Genomic DNA, 18,347 nt, shown 5'->3' on the forward strand with positions numbered 1-18,347 from the left:
TAATCATAAACTTTATATAATGGACTTTTTTAAACGGTGAAGATTGCACCACCTAGGCAAATATACAATTATGTATAGACAAACTTCCAGTCCAAAAATAGTTGAATATAATTCTTTATTATAATTCGTAAGATAAAAAGGAGTGATAGGGCTTGTTTTATGATCAATATCCTGTAAACCCGTTTTCCCTCCCATCTTTCCATCGTCCATTTGGAATTGAATCCAGTACCTATGTTCGGAATATGCGAGCATTTAGAGATCTTGACCACCTTCGCAGAAATATTGTTCGTTTATTAAGCAGGATGGGGTATGTATTAGTCAGAATTGGAGTGGATCAATTTAATAATCTAGGAGTTACAGGTCAAAGACCCGGTACAGCTTACCAAGAGCTATGTGAAATCTGGATTTATCATAAACACCTTGAGGGCAGAAGTTACGAGGAAACCGTTCTTGCTGAATGTACTACTGATGAAGAGGCTAAAAGACATGTCGATCAGGTTGTCGCCGCACTACAGGGAATGGTTCGCCCTATAGAGCCTTAATTGATATGTGATTCATTAAAGTAGAATTACATTCAAACCATACAACATTAGGGGAAAAGGGCCGACAAAGCAGAATAGAAAAAGTCCACCATTTTGTCGGCTTCAATCGAGTGCTGAAGCTGTTGAAAAAATGAAGAAAAATAGCAATGGGCTTTCAGTCTTCTACTATTTTTTTCATTTGACATCAGTAGAATTCTCATTAACCTAGCTTGAAACATCAGGAAGCCGCAATTATCACAGCACCCGCGATGAACATATCGTATCAATTACTGAATTCCATGCTGTTGAGGTAGGATCAATAATTTTAAAATGTTCCACATCTGGAAGCACAATTAATCTAACATTACTGCCTTGTTCGGTTGCCTTGAAATAGTAGTCCTTGCTTAACTTTATTGGAACATGGCGATCCTTCACTCCATGAATTAAAACATGATCGGTTTTTATCGGCAACAACTCAATTGGAGAAACAACTTTATAGCGTTCAGCTACCTCTTGTGGTGACCCACCCATTAGTGCGGATACATGACTTTTCATTCCTTTTTCTTCGTGAAATTTCCACATTTTTTTTAGGTCTGTTACTCCAGCCAAACTTATTACTTTGTTGATAGACACAAACAGCTTATTAAACATTTGATCTGATTTTGTTTCAGTTCGAGAGGCTAGCCAAAGTGCTAAATGAGCTCCTGCCGAATGACCAATAACAATTACACTTGACAGGTCTAAATGATAAGATTCCTTTACCTGTGACAGATGATTTATAGCATCAATTACATCGTTAAATGTCCCTTTCCAACCTCCTCCTTCTTCCCCTACTCTGCGGTACTCAATGTTCCAAGTGGCATATCCCCTACTAGTTAAATCCTCAGCGATAGGATTATTTTCTTCTAAGTCATATCTCGACTGCCAAAAACCCCCATGAATCATAACAACTACTGGGCAAGGCTCTTTCCTTTCAGGCACCCGTAATACACCATATTGCGAGTGATGTTGCCCATAAGATATTTTAACTTTATTAGACATCATTCTCCTCCCCCTTTACGTGAGGCATCTGCAAAAGATCCGAAAGCACCCCATCCGCTCGATGCGAAATCGAGCCGGGCTATAGCTGTAGATAAGCTCTTATACTAATGAGTTTCTATCTCCATCTTCAGTTAATTGCGCCATCTTCATAAACAGCAGGAACGATAATTCCTTTTTTAGTTAATCCTTATCTGTTATAAAACCATTCACTTCGTCTAACCATTCTGCGTCGTAATGTTCTTCCTGAAAGTCGTGATCTTCATCAATCAAGGCATCAAAAAACTATCTGAATTTTTCGATTTTTACATTTTGAAAAATGTCACCATATAGCCTAAAACCATCGATTATGTCATCTTCGACTAGATTTTCATCCTTAAAGTATCATCTCTACTTGGCCCTTTCTAAATTTGTTCATGAAATCCGCTTGGAACTTCGACTATAACTAAATATTCAATGTCGATTATAGTACTTTTAAAGCCATACGTCGGCTGAACTTATTTAGCAAATATGTTCTTTTCCAATCAAAAACTGGTATTGGAAAGGCCTTGAACATACAAACTCGAGTAACTTTGGGGAAGAACAAGGGTTTCACGTTGCCGAAAAAGCAATCACCGGCTAAAAAAATCAATCAGTGTTTCAGATTAATGACTGAAGCGGACTCCTAAAGAGTCTGCTTTTTTGTTCTTAACAGCCCTCAGATAAACCCGAGAGCTGTCGTGAGTTTGTAAATTGCCCCGCCGTTTTATTTGATAGTATTGATCATTTTAAGGCCACCTCTATATAAATCTCAAGGAGCCTTTTAATCCTTCACATTGCTTTTCATTAACCATTCTACTTCCGTTAATTCTTGTTTTTGAACGTCTTTTGTGTGTTTTTTTGTGAAATGGGCTTTAACAGCTTCTTCGTTTTCCCAAATCTCCCAGAGCATGATTTTACGTTCTGATGGTTCAAGGGGATAAGCATGGAATTGAATGCACCCTTCTTCTTTGTTCGTTTCTTCCTCAAGTTTTTTGAATTCCTTCATTATTTCATTGAGGTCTTTATCACTGATAATTTTTAAGCATGCCGTTATGTAATGCATACAAATTCCCCCTTCAAATCATTTCATAGCTTTTCATTATAACATTTTCTCGAAAAATGAAAACAACTGCGAAATTTGTCTAATGGCTGCCTTATGGGTTTCCACTAAAAAAAGGGCTTCATCTCAAAGAGAAGTCCTTTTTTATTTAAATCCCTATCTTGAGAATAACCGGACGAAATACGTGCCGCTTCTTAATGTTCTTCTTACAGACGGCAAGATTTAAAGCAACCCGTCTAAAAGTGGTCAAAATGTGGCCAATAAAATGAAAATCGCTCACAGCCGTTGAAGTATCAAGGGTTGTGAGCGATTGGAAATTACATGACCCGCTTAAACATCTTCTCCATTTCATATGTCGAGTAGTGAATGATGATCGGGCGGCCGTGCGGGCATGTGAATGGGTCGGATGTTCTGCGCAACTCATCGAGCAGGGCGGTGATTTCGTCGTCCCGCAGATGATGGTTGGCTTTGATGGAGCCTTTGCAGCTCATCATGATTGCGGCTTCTTCGCGCAGTTTTTTGATGTCGATCGTGCGGTCATCAAGGACTTGCTGAATGATGTCTTCAATGATCGTCGTTTCTTCCCCTTTTGGAAACCAAGTCGGGTGGCATCGGACGATATAGCTGCCGGCGCCGAACGATTCGAGAAAGACGCCGACTTTGGCTAAATCGTCCAAGTGCTGGTCGATCGTCAGCGCTTCATTTTTTGAATAATGGAATGTCAGCGGCACAAGCATGTCCTGGACTTCCGGTTCGACCTCTCCGACTTTTTCACGGAAATACTCGTATTTGATCCGCTCCTGTGCGGCGTGCTGATCGATGATGTACAGCCCGTTTTCATTTTGGGCGAGAATGTAGGTGCCGTGCATTTGGCCGATCGGATACATGATCGGCACCCTTTCTTTTGGCGTCTCTTCGTCTTGGACGTTTTCGCCTGCCTGTTCCGGTTCTGATTGTACAGTCGGTTCGGCTTCCGGCGTATACTCTTCAGCTCCGGGCCATTCAGGCTCGGTGTCTTGCATAATGCTTTCTTCTCGCTCTGCAGGAGCGGAAGGGGGCGGGTCTTTGACAACCGAGCTTAATTTCATCGCCGAAAACGATGGCTCTGGCTTATATTCTCGTTCAACATCAGGATCAGAAAGAGGTGCCGGCTCTCGTACCTGGTCGAAATCAAGCTTTTGCTGCTCTGGTTTATGGATCAGAGGTGCGGTTTTTTTCGGAACTTGCACGCTCGGAATGAGCTGCTGCTGTTTAAAGACGTCTTTGATGGCGTCGCGAATCAGTTCGTGAAGCTCCGTCTCTTTGCTCAGCCTGACCTCCAGCTTTGACGGATGCACGTTGACATCCACAAGCAGCGGGTCCATGTTGATTTCAATGAACGTAATCGGATGGCGGCCGATCGGAAGAAGCGTATGGTAGCCCTCGTGGATCGCTTTCACGAGCGGAAAGTTTTTAATGTATCTGCCGTTGACGACAGATGACATGTAATTTCGCGATGCGCGCGTAATTTCAGGAAGGGCGATATAGCCTTTCACTTCAAAATCAAGAGATCTCGCTTCAAGCGGGAGCATTTTTTTGGCAACCGCCGTGCCGTAAATCGCCGCAAGCACGTGGCGGACATCGCCGTTTCCGTTTGTCTGCAGAAGCGTTTTCCCTTGATGACGCAGCCTGATCGAAACTTCCGGGTGGGCAAGAGCGATTCTGTTGACCACATCTGTAATGTTTCCTAGTTCCGTATGGATCGTTTTCATGTATTTCAGCCTTGCCGGCGTATTGAAAAACAGATTGGTAACTGTAATTTCGGTTCCTCTGCGGCTTGACGCTTTTTGCTCGGAAATGATTCTTCCCCCCTGAAGCGTCAAATGGGTGCCTGCTCCTTCTCCGGTGCTCGTTTTAATGCTTAAGTGTGAGACAGACGCGATACTTGGCAAAGCTTCTCCGCGAAATCCGAGCGTTCTGACGCGAAACAGGTCGTTTTCGTCTTTGATTTTGCTTGTGGCATGACGCAAAAAAGCTGTTCTGCAGTCTTCTGCATCCATCCCTTCGCCGTCGTCAAGCACTTTAATCGAGGCGAGACCCGCTTCTTCAACATCGATTTCAATCACGGAGCTGTTCGCATCGATGGCATTTTCGACAAGCTCTTTGACGACCGACGCAGGCCTTTCCACTACTTCACCCGCCGCGATTTTATTCGATAAATCGTCAGGCAGCTGAACAATTTTTGCCAAGTTGGGTCACCTCTTTATTACTTTAATTTTTTTTGCAGCCTGTACAGTTCATTCATGACTTGTATAGGCGTCATATCGAGCAGATCCATCGTTTTAAATTCAGCTAAAACAGCCTGCTCTTTTTTAGAGAGCTTCGTCTCTTTTTCTTTCGGCTTGTCCGTTTCAAAAAATGACAGCTGGGCCGGTTGATCTGCAACAGTTGCCGCGACTTCTTCCGCCGCCTCTTTTACCGTATTCGGAGCCGTTGATGGAGCCGCTTCTTTGGCGCCGGATTCAAGCTCTTTCAGGATCGTTTTCGCCCTGCTGATCAAACCGTCGGGCAATTCGGCCAGCTGCGCGACATGGATACCGTAGCTTTTATCTGCTGCGCCTTCTTTTATCTGGTGAAGGAAAACGACCTTTCCTTCGTATTCTTCCGCACGAACGTGAATATTCTTCAAGTCGGCAAGCTTTTCTTCAAGGGACGTTAGCTCGTGATAGTGAGTGGAAAATAAAGTCTTCGCGCCGATGTGCTCGTGAACGTACTCGATGATCGCCTGCGCAAGCGCCATTCCGTCGTAAGTGGACGTACCCCGGCCGATTTCGTCAAATAGAATCAAGCTGTTTTTCGTCGCATGAACGATCGCATTTTTGGCTTCAAGCATTTCCACCATAAACGTACTCTGTCCGGATATAAGATCATCCGCAGCGCCGATTCTTGTAAAAATCTGATCAAAGATCGGCAGCACCGCTTTTTTGGCAGGAACAAAACAGCCGATCTGCGCCAAAATGGAGATCAGCGCCATCTGTCTCATATACGTGCTTTTTCCTGACATATTCGGCCCGGTGATTAAAAGCATTTGTCTGCCCTTGCCCATTTCGCAGCTGTTCGGGACGTAAGACTGGCTGTCCATCACCTTTTCTACGACTGGATGCCGTCCGTCGATCACCTGAACGACGTCCTCGGAAAACTCCGGTTTAACATAGTGGCGGTTTTCGCTGATCGTCGCAAAACATTGGAGCACATCAAGCTCGCTCATCATTTTTGCCAGCTGCTGCAGGCGCGGGATATATTCCTTCACCCTGCTGCGAAGCTCGGAAAACAGCTCATACTCCAGCTCGCAAATATTGTTTTCCGCTTCGAGAATCAGCGCTTCTTTTTCTTTCAGCTCCGGCGTGATGTAGCGTTCTGCATTGGTCAGCGTCTGCTTCCGTTCATAGCGGCCTTCTTCAAGCAGATGGATGTTGGCTTTCGTCACTTCAATATAATAGCCGAACACCTTGTTAAAGCCGACTTTTAAAGAGCGGATTCCCGTGTACTCGCGTTCCTGCTGCTCAAGCCTTGCGATCCAGTCCTTTCCGTTCTTGCTTGCGTCCCTGTATTCATCCAGCTTCGCGTGATAGCCGTCTTTGATCAAGTTCCCCTCTTTTAATGAAAGAGGCGGATTCTCGTATAGCGCATCTTCCAAAAGATTCAAAAGATCGCCGCACGGATCGATTTTCTCGGCGCGCGCTTTTGCTTTCGGATGGTCGAGGGAGCCGACAAGCTGTTTGATGGCCGGCACTTGTTTCAGCGATTCCTTCAGCTGGATCAAATCTCGGGCATTGACATTGCCGTAAGCGACCCTTCCGGCGAGCCGCTCGAGATCGTATACTTCCTTCAGCCGTTCGCGCAAATCTTCCCGCTCAAACAAATGGGCGATCAGCGTTTCGACAATTTCCTGGCGCTCTTCAATCTGTCCCTTTCTGATCAGCGGCCTGTCGATCCATTGCTTTAACAGGCGCCCTCCCATTGCCGTTTTCGTTTCGTCCAAAAGCCAAAGAAGCGAGCCTTTTTTGTTTTTCGAACGGATCGTTTCCGTCAGCTCGAGATTGCGTTTCGAATACAAATCGATTTTCATCGCTTCTTCGAGCTCGTAAGCCTGAACGTTTTGAAGGTGGTCAAGGCTTCTTTTCTGCGTCCGCTTCAAGTAGACGTAAAGCCTCATAAACGTATCGACAAGCTCTTTGGACGCCAGACCGTTCACAATGTCAGGCCATTCATCTGCTTGTTCATCCTCGAAAGAGATCGTGGCGCCGCAGCGCTCTTTCAACAGCGCGACGTCTTTCTCGTCAAGGTTGCGGCTGACGACGATTTCCCTTGCTCCGACAGAGTAAATCTCGGAAACGACATCATCAAGCCTTTCGATAATCGTCACTAAGTTCTCGCCCGTCGTCAAATCAGAAAAAGCGAGCCCGTATGTATGCTGAAATTCACTGACAGAGGCGATAAAGTTGTTTTCATTTTCATGAATTCCTTTTCCGTCCATCACGGTGCCGGGTGTGATCAGCTGCACGACTTCCCTTTTGACGACTCCTTTGGCCGATTTAGGATCCTCCACCTGCTCACAGATCGCGACTTTATAGCCTTTTTTAATGAGCTGTTCGATATACGAAGAGCATGAATGATAAGGAACCCCGCACATCGGGATTCTTTCGCTCGATCCTCCGTCTCTGCTCGTCAGCGTGATTTCGAGTTCCTGAGACGCCTTTTTTGCATCTTCAAAAAACATTTCATAAAAGTCTCCAAGACGAAAAAATAAAAAGGCATCCTGATACTCTGCCTTAATCTTTAAATATTGCTGTATCATAGGCGTGTAGCCTGCCATATTTAATCCCTCACTATGTATAAACGTTTCTATTGATTCCAACACTCATTATACCATAAAGATTCATGCTGAAAAAAAAAGAAACTAGGGCGGTGTTTCCCTAGCTTCCTTTTATTCTTCTGGATCTCCGACCAAAAACTCCGGATTGATGTCCTCAAGTTCTTCATCAAGTTCTTCTTCCCACGCTTCTTCCTCATCGCTTTCCGTCCAATCAGAATTGACCTCAACGACGACCTTTGTCTCGCCGACAACCTCTGATAAAAATTCCCTTTCCGCCTGTACCACCACTTTGTTTCCGTTCGGAGAAATGGTCACTTCAAGGCAGTTCGGCTGCTGAAGCACCTTCGCAATCACTTCGTGTTCATCATCTAAGTAATTTTTGTCGCGATACCGGAGCTTAATAACATCAACATAGGAAACGCGTTCTGTCACAACTTCGGTTTTGGTGTTGTCCGCATATGAATACCAGACGTTGATATCATATGTCCCTTCAATTTCCACGGTTTTTCCGATTTTTTCGGCGTCATACTTATGATTGATAATCCAACCGCCTAAAATACTGGTTGGCTTTTGCGAAGGAGAGATTGTATGAGTGGACTGAGTGAATTTCCGGCCTTTCGCGACCACCGCTTTGGTAATAATTTCCCTGTATTCAGACATTCGGTCATGCCTCCTTGTTTTTCCTCGTATTATCCTATGCTGGGCATTCGTCTAATGTGCGTTCCTTGAGAAATCAAAATAACATTCCCATATAATGAATCTGTTTAAGTGTATGCAGATAAAAGGATAAACTTGACTTAAATCAGAAAAGAAAAAGACAGACCGAAAACCGAATCTTTTCAATAAGCCGTCGCGGCGGGAAATTGTATAAAAAAATGGCGCCTTAAAAGGCGCCGCCAAATTATAGAGAACAGCTCGGTGATGAATTTTTTACTCTTGAACCGGTCTCGCCTTTCAGCAGGTCTCCCCCGGTTGATGTGATGATCTCGTTTGTCACTTGGTTTGATATTGTATGCGCGACGAGCTGCAGAAGGTCGTTGACTTCCATTTGGGAGTCTCTGAACTCTTGAATGATCGGAATCTCGTCAAGCTCTTCCTGAAGCGCGTCAATCTTTGCTTCCGTTTGTTTAAGCGCTTCGTGCTTTTCATAATGTTTAAAGTTGACGGCTTGCTTTTGCAGGGCTTTGATTTGATTGATAATACCCGTTATTTTGGCATTCTCATTAATCTGTGCCTCCGCTTTTTTGAAAAAGTCGACTTCTTCCGTTTCGGCAATCATTTTTGCGAGCTCCCGCGCTTTTGCAACAATCTCTTTTTTCGTATAAAGCGTCACTTTATTTCACCTCGATTGCTTCTCCTACCATTTCTCCGTCAAGCGACCAAGTTTTCGCCTGGTGGATTTTCACGTTGACAAGCTGGCCGATCGCTTCTTTTGGTCCTTTGAAGTTGACAAGCTTGTTTTTCCGAGTATAGCCGGCAAGGATATCAGGGTTGTTTTTACTTTCACCCTCTACTAACACTTCGACAACCTGCCCCTCATATTCCTTCATTTTCTTCGCGGAAATTTCGTTGACCACTTCATTTAATCGCTGAAGCCGTTCTTTTTTCACGCGCATCGGAACATTGTCTTTCATTTTTGCAGCAGGCGTTCCTTCGCGAGGCGAGTAGATGAACGTATAGGCGCTGTCAAATTCAACTTCTCTGTATAAGGAAAGCGTTTCTTCAAATTGCTCATCAGTTTCGTTCGGGAAGCCGACGATAATGTCTGTTGTTAAAGACGCGTTCGGCATCGCTTTTTTAATTTTGGCGACAAGCTCGAGATAGCGTTCCCGGTCGTATTTGCGCGCCATCAGTTTCAAGACATCCGAGCTTCCGGACTGAACAGGCAGGTGGATGTGGTCCAGAAGGTTCCCGCCTTTTGCGAGCACCTCGATCAGATGATCGTCAAAATCACGCGGATGGCTCGTCGTGAAGCGGATTCGCGGAATATTGATTTTGCGGAGCTCATCCATCAAGTGTCCGAGTCCGTATTCCATATCCTCGAAATCTTTGCCGTAAGCGTTGACGTTCTGTCCGAGAAGCGTGATTTCTTTATAGCCTTCAGCCGCAAGTCGTCTCACTTCCTGAATGATTTCTTCGGGACGTCTGCTTCGTTCTTTTCCTCTTGTGTACGGCACGATGCAGTACGTACAGAACTTGTCGCAGCCGTACATAATGTTGACCCAGCCTTTAATTTTGCCGGTGCGGACTTTCGGAAGGTTTTCAATGACATCGCCTTCTTTAGACCACACTTCGATGACCATTTCTTTTGACAGATAAGCTTCTGACAAAAGTTCCGGCAAGCGGTGGATATTGTGTGTGCCGAAAATCAGATCCACGAACGGATGTTTCTTTAAAATCCGGTTGACGACTGATTCTTCCTGGGACATACATCCGCATACGCCAAGGATCAAATCCGGATTGTCTTTTTTCAAAGCTTTTAAATGGCCGATTTCACCGAATACTTTGTTTTCCGCATTTTCGCGAATGGCGCATGTGTTTAACAGAATCACATTGGCATCTTCAGTCGAATCGGTCGGCTCATAGCCGAGGGTCATGAAAATACCGGCCATGACTTCTGTATCGTGTTCATTCATCTGGCAGCCGTATGTGCGGATGTAGAACTTCCGTCCTTCACCCATCCCTTTGTACTGCTCGGAAATTTTAAAATCGCTATGGTATTTAACCTCTTCTTTGCCGCGTTTTTTCGCATCTTTTAAGGAAGGCGGAACATAAACAGCTTCGAAGTACTTGCTGTAATCCTTCTCGGATTTTTTGTCCGATGGATTGACCTGTCCGCTTTCAATGCGCTGTTTCTCATTCATGTTTTTGATCTCCTTTCAAACAAAGCTCCACTCTTCAGTATAAAGGTTCTCGGTTGTCAGCACAACCCAGAACCCATCATTGTACACTAACTGAAAATGATTATCAATGGTTATTTGCTTTGTTGAAAAAGAAATCGACGAGTTTAAAGCAGACCCGCTTTTTTGGCGCCGGTTTCAATGATTTCAAGTGCTTTATCGAGCTCTTCTTTCGAATGCTGGGCGGTCATGATCGTTCTGATCCGCGCTTTGCCTTTCGGGACGGTCGGAAATACAATGGCCTGCGCAAATAAACCGAGCTCGAAAAGCGTGTTTGAAAAGCGGCATGCTTCGGCTTCATCACCGATCAAAATCGGCGTGATCGGCGTCTCGCTCTTAATCAGCGGGAGGCCGATTTTTTCAAGCTCTTTTTTGAAGTACGAAGTATTGTCCCAAAGTTTTTTAATCAATGAAGGTTCCTCCATCAGCACATTGACCGCTTCAATGCATGCCGCAGTGACGGCCGGCGGATGGGAAGTACTGAAGAGAAACGGTCTGCCTTTATGCTTTAAATAGTCGATCAGCACCTTGGAACCGGCCGCATAGCCTCCTAAAACACCGATCGCCTTGCTGAGCGTGCCGACTTGAATGTGAACCTTCCCGTCCAGCCCGAAATGGTGAACCGTTCCGCGCCCGTTCTCGCCGAGAACGCCGGACGCGTGCGCATCGTCGACCATGACAAATGCGTCATACTGTTCAGCGAGCCGGACGATTTCGGGAAGCGGCGCGATGTCTCCGTCCATCGAAAACACGCCGTCTGTAACGATAAGCCGCATTCTGTAATTCATTGATTTTTTTAAAATCTTTTCTAAATCTTCCATGTCCGCATGCTGATATACTTTTTTGCCCGCTTTGGTAAGTCTGATGCCGTCAATGATGGAAGCATGGTTTAATTCGTCTGAGATGACGATATCATCTTTGGTGAGAATGCTTGAAAGAATGCCTTGATTTGCGGTGAAACCGGACTGGAATACGAGTGCAGCTTCAGTGTTTTTAAATGAAGCGAGCTTCTTTTCAAGCTCATCATGCATGGTGAATGTTCCGGCTATTGTCCGGACCGATCCCGTTCCAGCTCCGTACCGTTTGACCGCCTCTTCGGCCGCTTTTTGGAGGCGCGGATGAGACGTCAACCCGAGATAGTTATTGGATGAAAGCTGAATGATGTCTTTTCCTTTCATTTTGACAGTTGATCCTTGCAGCGATTCGATGATCGGCAGTTCCTGAAAAGTTCCGTTTTCTTTCATTGTATCAAGCTCGGAAGCTAAAAAATTAAATTCCTTCATATCTATCTCTCCTTTCACGGTATCAATACGACTTTTCCGCATTGCCCTTTTTTCATCAATTCAAAGCCTTTTTCAAACTCTTCCATCGGGAAACGGTGGGTGATGACAGGCTTGATTTGAATCGTACCGGACTGGAGAAGACCGCTGACCTGCCTCCACGTTTCAAACATTTTGCGGCCGGTAATTCCCTGAACCGTTAATCCTTTAAAGACGATATCATTTGTCATGTCGATGCATACGGGATGCTCAGGCAGACTTAAGACATGAACCCGCCCTCCGTTCGCAGCCATTTTTAAACTTTGGCGGATGGCCGTAGGATGGCCTGACATTTCGCAAACCAAGTCCGCCCCTTCACCGTCCGTTAAAGCGCTTACATTTTTGAGCGGATCTTCTTTTTCAACGGAGATGATATCGGTTGCCCCCATTTGCAATGCAAGGTCAAGCCTGTATTCGTTTTTATCGATGGCGATCACCTGTGATGCGCCTGACGCTTTTGCAACTGCCACGGCCATCAATCCGATCGGTCCGCAGCCGACGACAGCGACTTTCACTCCAGCCGTCATTCCCGTCAGAACCGTATGCACGGCATTTCCGAGCGGTTCTTGAATAGAAGCAAGATCCTCAGGCATGCCGGCCGGGTTTTTCCAAATGTTTGCGGCAGGCACTTTGACATATTCAGCAAAACAGCCGTCTGTATCGACACCGAGAATCAGCGTTTTTCTGCAGACATGCTCTTTTCCGGTCAAACACGGCAGGCACTTTCCGCAAACGATGTGCGTTTCTGCCGAAACATACTCCCCTTCTTGTACCGCAGTCACATTTTCCCCCACTAGAACAACCTCGCCGGAAAATTCGTGGCCAAACACATAAGGCGGTTTCACCCTGCTTTTCGCCCATTCATCCCAATTATAAATATGGACATCGGTTCCGCAAATCGATGCGGCTTTGACTTTGATCAGCACCTCGTGTTTGTCGATCTTCGGTATCAGGACGAGCTCGAAGCTGGCGCCCGGCTCCCCCGGCTTCTTGATAAGCGCTTTCATATTTCCGTCCAAGATGAACAGACCCCCTTTGCAAAATCGCTTTACAAAAGGATTGTAGCACGATAATTCATATTGGTAAACAACTGTGTCCTTCTGAGAAAAACAGATGAACACCCTCTGAAAAATGTATGATATTTTTTTAAAATGGGATGCGGCTGAAGAAATTTTGAAAGAGAAATCCGTCGACTTGACTTGGTGTATATGAGCGCTGCAGCGCTTCGATCAGATTCCCGTAATCTTTGTGGGCTTCCAGACCCGGAATGCCCCGGTCGATGCCGTCAAAATCAGATCCGAATCCGATATGCCGCTCGCCTCCCAAAGAACAGACATGGTCAATATGCGAGAGGATATCTTTGATCACAGGCGTTTTTCCGTTTCTCACGAATTCAGGGACAAATGTCAAGCCGATGACGCCGTTCTTTTCAATAAGCGCTTTAATTTGATCGTCTTTTAAATTTCTCGGATGAGGGCAAAGGCTGTGCGTATTCGAATGAGAGGCGATCGGATACGCTGCCGTTTCAACCGCATCCCAAAAGCTTTTCTCGGATAAATGGGAGAGATCGGTCCATGCCCGGTTTTTGTTCGCCTTGCGAATCAGCCTTTCCCCGTAAGAAGTCAAACCTGCGTTTCTTTCTTCTAAAGCGCCGTCTGCGAACGTATTGGCCCAGTTCCACGTCAGGCCGAAACTTCTGACTCCGAGCTGAAAAAAGATGTCAAACAGCCTTAAGTTTTTTGAGATCGGCTCACAGCCTTCCATCGTTAGAATGATGCCGGTTTCATCGCTTTTGAGCTTGTCGATATCGGCTTTATGTTTGATCAGTTTGATCCGCTTGTACTTTGCAATTTTTTCGTGAAACAGCCGGATCTGCACGAGCGCCATTTCAAGCCTTATTGTATCGGGTACGGTTTCGGGCAGAAAAATCGCCAGACACTGCACTTTCGCCTTTCCGTTTAAAAGCGCCTGAACCGGCGTTTGCAGCGACGGGTCGCTGTATTCATTGAGTTTCGGATTTTTCCAAAGCTTCAGCAGCAAATCAGAATGGGCATCAAAAATTTTCACGTTCATCCTCTCCCGGCTGCATTTTTCAAAAACGGCCAAACCAAAAACAACCCGCTTACGTGAAAGTAAGCAGGTTGAAGCATTTGAAAAAGAGTGATTTTTCTATCAGCGAGGCTCTACGATTAGCTTAATCGCTGTTCGTTCTTCACCGTCAATTTGAATGTCCGTAAACGCCGGAATGCAAATCAGATCGACACCGCTCGGCGCTACAAATCCCCGTGCAATCGCTACCGCTTTAACAGCCTGATTTAATGCTCCGGCTCCGATTGCTTGAATTTCTGCAGCTCCTCGTTCCCTCAAGACTCCTGCGAGCGCACCTGCGACCGAGTTTGGATTTGATTTTGCTGAAACCTTTAATATTTCCATTCCTGCTCCCCCTTAAGTTTACAATGGATAAGTGAGTGTTCATTAGAACAATCATTATTAGATGTTGCTATTTTCAAAGCCATCCCCTTTTAATTGCTTTTCAAAAATAGCAGGGTACCTTCCATTTTTACTATATTCACTATAGGACCGGGATATTCCTGCTTTCCTTTTAATATTTTTCTAAAATGATTTTCTGTTCAGTTATTCAAAAAACATGTGGTCATCATTGATTAATATCCGGTCAATTTTAACGGCTTTCTTGCTCTGTTCGTCGATGTCAATGACAACTCCGCTCAGTGTTGTGCGGCCTTCGGCAATTTCAAAACGGACGGGCAGGCTCGTTTTAAAACGCTTGATAATCGTCTCGCGGTCGACGCCGAGAATCCCGTCGTAAGGCCCTGTCATCCCCACGTCTGTTATATATGCCGTGCCTTTCGGAAGAATGCGGTTGTCGGCTGTCTGAACATGCGTGTGCGTTCCGACAACCGCTGACACGCGGCCGTCCGTATACCAGCCGATCGCCTGCTTTTCGCTTGTCGCTTCGGCATGAAAATCGATAAAAATGAACGGTGTTCTTTTTGACGCTTCTTCTATTAATTCATCAGCTTTTCGAAAAGGGCAATCGATCGCAGGCAGAAATGTGCGGCCTTGCAAATTGATCACAGCCAGTTCCTTTGAACCGTTTGTTTTTATGTATGTGATGCCTTTTCCAGGCGTGCCTTCGGGAAAATTGGCGGGTCTGACGATCTGCGGCGCGTCATCAATAAAATCAAATATTTCCCTTTTATCCCATGTGTGGTTTCCCATTGTGAGAACGTCGGCTCCCGCTTGAATGAGCTGGTGGTATATTTTTTCGGTAATGCCTTTTCCGTGTGCCGCGTTTTCTCCGTTGACGATGACGGCGTTCGGTTTATATTTCAGCTTCAGCTTCGGCAAATAGGTTTTGATCATGTCTCTGCCGGGCGAACCGACAACATCTCCAATAAATAAAATTCTCATAATTTGACCCTTTCTTTTTTAAAATAGGTTTTAATCATAGTGTTACACAAGGAAACAAAAAAATAAAGTGGCGCATTCGCACCACTTTATTTTGCGTATTCAACGGCTCTCGTTTCCCTGATCACGGTTACTTTGATGTGTCCAGGGTAGTCAAGCTCGTCCTCGATTCGTTTTCGAATATCACGCGCCAAACGATGGGCTTCAAGATCATTGATTGAGTCAGGTTTGACCATGATCCGCACCTCTCGTCCCGCTTGTATCGCGAATGATTTTTCAACACCTTCGTACGATTCAGAGATTTCTTCCAGCTTTTCAAGCCTGCGAATATAGTTTTCGAGCGTTTCGCTTCTTGCGCCAGGTCTTGCGGCGGACAGCGCATCGGCTGCGGCCACGAGCACGGCAATGATGGAAGTCGGCTCCTGATCTCCGTGGTGAGATGCGATACTGTTGATGACAACTGGATGCTCTTTATACTTGGTGGCCAGTTCCACACCGATTTCAACGTGGCTTCCTTCCACCTCATGGTCAATCGCTTTCCCGATATCATGAAGAAGTCCTGCCCTTTTTGCGAGCGTCACGTCTTCTCCGAGCTCTGAAGCCATCAAGCCTGTCAGAAACGCCACTTCCATTGAATGTTTCAGTACATTCTGTCCGTAGCTCGTTCTGAACTTCAAGCGGCCGAGGATTTTGATTAAATCGGGATGAAGACCGTGAACTCCAACTTCAAACGTCGTCTGTTCACCCATTTCGCGAATGTAATCATCCACTTCACGGCGGGATTTCTCAACCATTTCTTCGATTCTGGCAGGATGAATGCGGCCATCCTGAACGAGTTTATCAAGAGCGATCCTGGCTGTTTCACGCCTGATCGGATCAAATCCTGAAAGGATAACGGCTTCCGGCGTATCGTCGATGATCAGATCGATCCCCGTCAATGTTTCCAATGTACGGATATTACGTCCTTCACGTCCGATAATGCGGCCTTTCATCTCATCATTTGGAAGGTTGACAACTGAAACCGTTGTCTCGGCCACATGATCTGCCGCACAGCGCTGTAAAGCCAATGAAAGAATATTTTTCGCTTTTTTATCAGCCTCTTCTTTCGCTCGATTTTCACTTTCTTTCATCATGATCGCGATGTCATGGGAAAGCTCGTTTTCAACCCGTTCCAGAATGATTTGCTTCGCTTCATCTCGCGTCAGACTTGAAATACGCTCCAACTCTGACTGCTGCATACGAATCATTTCATCCACTTTGCTTTCCATCTCTTCAATATGTTGTTGTCGTTCATTCAGAGAATGATCTTTCTTCTCCAACATCGCTTCCCGTTTATCTAATGATTCATCTTTTCGGTCAAGGTTCTCTTCCTTTTGAAGTAAACGGTTTTCTTGTTTTTGAAGCTCATTTCGTCTTTCACGAACTTCTTGTTCAGCTTCTATCCGAAGCGTATGAATCTCGTCCTTTGCTTCAAGAAGGGCTTCTTTTTTCAACGCTTCAGCATCCCGCTTTGCGTCTCCAAGAATTTGTTCGGCTGCATTTCGCGCACCTGAAATTTTTGCTTCGGCAATGATTTTACGAACATAGTAGCCAACAACTAAACAGAATAGGCTCAGCAAAATGGAGATGAGAATTGCTAAAGGATTCATAACTTTCACCTCCTCTTGCTATGAACTTGTCTTGCTAAAAGTAAGTGTCGGCATGTACATTGTACTTCTTCTCAACATACAGAACCTTCACAGGGAGTGAAGCGGCTTCACAGCCCTTGTCAAGTTTAAATGTTTATCAATCATGTTAAGAAAAACAAGTGATACAATTTCATTGTAATTGTGTGGGAAATACTTGTCAAGCTTACGGTCTTAACGTTTCTGGATTAAACGCCTTTTCAAACCGCCCGGATGAAGGAGATGGATAAAGGAGCTGCGTCTGAATGCGCAGATGAAAGGAAAAGGCCGCCGATCGGGTCGGCAGCCTTTCACATGTTTCATGATTAAAATTCGAGTTCTTCCTGAGCTTGGGCATCGTCTTCCTGCGCAGGAGCAACGCCTCCAGTATCCAAACCGTAGTGCTCCCGGATCTGCTCTTGAATCATCAAAAGGATGTCCTTGTTTTCTTTCAGGAACTGTTTGGCGTTTTCACGGCCTTGTCCAAGACGTTCCTCCTGATAAGAGTACCATGCACCGCTCTTTTGAACGATGTCAAGCTCTGTTCCGAGGTCGATGATTTCCCCTTCTTTTGAAATCCCTTCCCCGTACATAATGTCCACTTCGGCCGTCCGGAACGGAGGTGCCACTTTGTTTTTCACGACTTTGATTTTCGTCTTGTTCCCCATGACATCGTTGCCTTGTTTCAGCTGCTCTGCGCGGCGCACTTCAAGACGGACAGAAGAGTAGAATTTCAGCGCTCTTCCGCCTGGTGTCGTCTCAGGATTTCCAAACATGACGCCGACTTTTTCACGAATCTGGTTAATAAAGATCGCGATGGTCTTCGATTTATTGATCGCTCCGGAAAGCTTACGAAGCGCTTGAGACATCAGTCTGGCCTGCAAACCGACGTGGGAATCCCCCATGTCTCCTTCGATTTCAGCTTTCGGCACAAGCGCTGCCACAGAGTCGATGACAACGATATCCACCGCTCCGCTTCTGACAAGAGCTTCGGCGATTTCAAGCGCCTGCTCGCCCGTATCAGGCTGTGACAGCAAAAGCTCATCAATGTTGACACCCAGCTTTTGTGCATAGACGGGGTCGAGCGCGTGTTCGGCGTCGATAAACGCCGCCTGTCCGCCCTGCTGCTGAACTTCGGCAATCGCATGAAGCGCCACCGTCGTTTTACCGGAGCTTTCAGGCCCGTATACTTCAATAATCCGGCCGCGCGGGTATCCGCCCACTCCAAGAGCCGTGTCGAGCGCTAAAGAACCGCTCGGAACTGTTGAAATTCTCGTTTCAGTTTGTTCGCCCAGTTTCATAATCGAACCTTTACCAAACTGCTTTTCTATTTGTTTAAGCGCCATATCTAAGGCTGCCTGACGATCACTCATTCTATTTTCCTCCTTTATCACTTCCGCTATATCTACTATACCTTGTTTGCACGGATTTGCCAAGAAAAAAGCGAACGCATATTCGATTTTTTAAGAGGAAAAAATCGATCTCCTAAAATGGAATGACCTTTTTCATAAGAAAGATATTCCGAAAATCCGGTTTCCGC

14 protein-coding genes and 1 pseudogene are annotated in these 18,347 nt (G+C 45.6%); 1 reads left to right on the top strand and 14 read right to left on the bottom strand.

The features are described 5' to 3' along the window. The first annotated feature begins 152 nt into the window (after positions 1 to 152). Positions 153 to 542 carry a hypothetical protein gene (locus ACVC9U_RS09885; protein WP_075752737.1) on the top strand — a complete coding sequence of 130 codons (390 nt, stop codon included), beginning with the start codon at positions 153 to 155 and terminating at the stop codon, positions 540 to 542. 234 nt (positions 543 to 776) lie between these two features. Here the strand turns inward: ACVC9U_RS09885 and ACVC9U_RS09890 are convergent, their stop codons facing one another. The 14 genes and pseudogenes from ACVC9U_RS09890 to recA form a co-directional block, all read right to left on the bottom strand. Then, positions 777 to 1,562, bottom strand: coding sequence for an alpha/beta hydrolase family protein (locus tag ACVC9U_RS09890; protein ID WP_142238605.1), 786 nt, complete (start codon positions 1,560 to 1,562; stop codon positions 777 to 779). A 799-nt stretch (positions 1,563 to 2,361) separates the two neighbouring features. Then, a pseudogene (locus ACVC9U_RS09895) lies at positions 2,362 to 2,680 on the bottom strand (putative quinol monooxygenase). Positions 2,681 to 2,957: 277 nt separating this feature from the next. After that, positions 2,958 to 4,868, bottom strand: coding sequence for a DNA mismatch repair endonuclease MutL (mutL, locus tag ACVC9U_RS09900; RefSeq protein WP_075752743.1), 1,911 nt, complete (start codon positions 4,866 to 4,868; stop codon positions 2,958 to 2,960). A 17-nt stretch (positions 4,869 to 4,885) separates the two neighbouring features. Then, the gene (gene mutS / locus ACVC9U_RS09905) at positions 4,886 to 7,495 is read right to left on the bottom strand and encodes a DNA mismatch repair protein MutS (RefSeq protein WP_075752745.1); all 2,610 of its coding nucleotides are present in this window, start codon (positions 7,493 to 7,495) and stop codon (positions 4,886 to 4,888) included. 111 nt (positions 7,496 to 7,606) lie between these two features. Next, positions 7,607 to 8,155, bottom strand: a complete 549-nt coding sequence (cotE, locus tag ACVC9U_RS09910) for an outer spore coat protein CotE (protein ID WP_020451464.1) — start codon at positions 8,153 to 8,155, stop codon at positions 7,607 to 7,609. Positions 8,156 to 8,396: 241 nt separating this feature from the next. Continuing rightward, positions 8,397 to 8,828 (bottom strand): regulatory iron-sulfur-containing complex subunit RicA, encoded by a 432-nt coding sequence (gene ricA, locus ACVC9U_RS09915; protein WP_020451463.1) that lies wholly within the window; start codon positions 8,826 to 8,828, stop codon positions 8,397 to 8,399. Between the two features lies 1 nt (position 8,829). Continuing rightward, a complete protein-coding gene (gene miaB, locus ACVC9U_RS09920) occupies positions 8,830 to 10,359 on the bottom strand; it encodes a tRNA (N6-isopentenyl adenosine(37)-C2)-methylthiotransferase MiaB (RefSeq protein WP_020451462.1) in 1,530 nt (509 codons plus the stop codon). Between the two features lie 143 nt (positions 10,360 to 10,502). After that, positions 10,503 to 11,678 (bottom strand): glycine C-acetyltransferase, encoded by a 1,176-nt coding sequence (locus ACVC9U_RS09925; protein ID WP_252606728.1) that lies wholly within the window; start codon positions 11,676 to 11,678, stop codon positions 10,503 to 10,505. A gap of 14 nt (positions 11,679 to 11,692) precedes the next feature. Beyond that, a complete protein-coding gene (gene tdh, locus ACVC9U_RS09930; RefSeq protein ID WP_128739513.1) occupies positions 11,693 to 12,736 on the bottom strand; it encodes an L-threonine 3-dehydrogenase in 1,044 nt (347 codons plus the stop codon). A 124-nt stretch (positions 12,737 to 12,860) separates the two neighbouring features. Continuing rightward, positions 12,861 to 13,781: a dipeptidase gene (locus ACVC9U_RS09935; protein ID WP_075753444.1), complete on the bottom strand. Its 921-nt coding sequence runs from the start codon at positions 13,779 to 13,781 to the stop codon at positions 12,861 to 12,863. A 105-nt stretch (positions 13,782 to 13,886) separates the two neighbouring features. Next, positions 13,887 to 14,147 carry a stage V sporulation protein SpoVS gene (gene spoVS, locus ACVC9U_RS09940; RefSeq protein WP_003181955.1) on the bottom strand — a complete coding sequence of 87 codons (261 nt, stop codon included), beginning with the start codon at positions 14,145 to 14,147 and terminating at the stop codon, positions 13,887 to 13,889. Between the two features lie 201 nt (positions 14,148 to 14,348). Next, a complete protein-coding gene (locus tag ACVC9U_RS09945) occupies positions 14,349 to 15,146 on the bottom strand; it encodes a TIGR00282 family metallophosphoesterase (protein WP_003181930.1) in 798 nt (265 codons plus the stop codon). Between the two features lie 86 nt (positions 15,147 to 15,232). After that, positions 15,233 to 16,792: a ribonuclease Y gene (rny, locus tag ACVC9U_RS09950; RefSeq protein WP_075752751.1), complete on the bottom strand. Its 1,560-nt coding sequence runs from the start codon at positions 16,790 to 16,792 to the stop codon at positions 15,233 to 15,235. A 341-nt stretch (positions 16,793 to 17,133) separates the two neighbouring features. Continuing rightward, positions 17,134 to 18,180 carry a recombinase RecA gene (recA, locus tag ACVC9U_RS09955; RefSeq protein ID WP_075752753.1) on the bottom strand — a complete coding sequence of 349 codons (1,047 nt, stop codon included), beginning with the start codon at positions 18,178 to 18,180 and terminating at the stop codon, positions 17,134 to 17,136. Between the last annotated feature and the right edge of the window lie 167 nt (positions 18,181 to 18,347).

The organism is Bacillus sp. GM2, assembly GCF_056155945.1.